This window comes from Mixta tenebrionis (assembly GCF_006517625.1).
Lineage (GTDB): Bacteria > Pseudomonadota > Gammaproteobacteria > Enterobacterales > Enterobacteriaceae > Mixta > Mixta tenebrionis.
The window spans coordinates 1-1,344 of sequence record NZ_VHQI01000040.1; the positions used below are offsets into that span (position 1 = coordinate 1).

General features: G+C 44.6%; 3 protein-coding genes. 2 read left to right on the plus strand and 1 reads right to left on the minus strand.

Going from position 1 to position 1,344, the window contains the following annotated elements; translation table 11 throughout:
• Both FKM52_RS21395 and FKM52_RS21400 read left to right on the plus strand, forming a co-directional pair.
• Window positions 1–423, plus strand: a 423-nt coding sequence (locus FKM52_RS21395; RefSeq protein ID WP_141178104.1) for a hypothetical protein, incomplete at its 5' end; no start/stop codon positions are given.
• Window positions 420–788, plus strand: a complete 369-nt coding sequence (locus FKM52_RS21400; RefSeq protein WP_141178105.1) for a hypothetical protein — start codon at window positions 420–422, stop codon at window positions 786–788. The genes FKM52_RS21395 and FKM52_RS21400, both read left to right, overlap by 4 nt.
• Window positions 789–914: 126 nt before the next feature.
• On the opposite strand, the gene FKM52_RS21405 is transcribed toward FKM52_RS21400, so the two are convergent.
• On the minus strand, window positions 915–1,079 hold the full coding sequence (locus FKM52_RS21405) for a SymE family type I addiction module toxin (protein WP_141178106.1): 165 nt from the start codon (window positions 1,077–1,079) through the stop codon (window positions 915–917).
• Window positions 1,080–1,344: the final 265 nt, after the last annotated feature.

Genomic DNA, 1,344 nt, shown 5'->3' on the forward strand with positions numbered 1-1,344 from the left:
ACGTGGATCGATCCGCTGGGATTAACTGATTGTAGTGTTAAAGCCAGAAAATATGAAGAAAAAATACAAAACATGTATGGTGGCAAGCTACCACAATCAGCTAGAGAATATAGTGCTATTGTTAACGGAAAGAGAGTTAATGGAATAGCCGATCATGTTGTCAATATAAATGGTAAAAGTACTGCGATAGAAGCAAAATATGTCGATAATTGGGCTAAGTCCCTACGCAATCCTGAAAGTTCTATTGGGGGAGCTCCTTTTGCAATTAAGGAGCAACAAACCATGTTATCTCAAGCACAGAAATATTCAGCGGCATTTGATAATGTCATTTATCATACGAATAGTCCGGAGCTAGCAGCTCATTACAATGCTATATTTCAGAATGCTGGGCTGAATAACGTTTTATTTAAGGTGACACCATGATAATAGTTGATGAGAGAGAAATTCCCGGTTCAACTCCCGTCGAATGGAGAGAGTATCGTTATATCTCAGATGATGGGCATGACAACTTTTTGGGAAATGGTCTATTTAATAAACTGACTAGTCAAATAGAGCCTCCAGTTCCAACGAGTGGTGGTGCCATAACTGAGAATTGTAAGTTATGGCTTCCCTCAGGAGAACTTTTACATGCGTTGTCATATAAGGGGGATATTGATGGTTGGCGAAAACAGATTGAATTGGGTGCAAAAAAATTAGGGTTATTTACTGGTAAAATTGTAGGAGACAGTATTTTTTTATCGGATGAACGGTGTTATCAACTGTCTGACTGCCAAATTGAGTTCTATTGAATAAGAAATAGTGATTAAATTTTTATATGTTTCGCCGGGAAGACTATTAAACCTTCCCGGTTTTTTATTATTTAGCCCTCGTTCAGTCCACTAAACAAGCACATCCTTAACCCCCTGTTTAGCCTGTTAAAGCTGCTCGTGCAGCTCCTGCATCGCGTTATTATCCGCCATCAGCACAATACATCCTTGCGCAACCGTTATGGTGACGCCGTGCCCCATCTCAAAGTCTGTTTCGGCCAGCCAGTCGCTCCTGAGATGCAGGCTAGGGTGCTGTGAGTAGTACGTGGTCATGTAGGTTTTGCTGTTTACGCAGATGCGCGACGTGGAGCATATTTTCCAGCTTGCGGAATAATAAGTGTGACAACCTGCACCGTGAGGTTCACCGGCGGCAGAGTAACGTGTGACGGGAGACCGTGCGCTCGCAGGGGGAGGTGTGGCAGCATATGGTGTATGACGCGGCGGGGTGGGTTACCGGTAGGCGGATAAGCGCGGAGGAGGATGCCTGCGACGTGGCGCTGGCGGAAATGCGTTTTGGCTGGTGCGGGTGGCGTTCAGC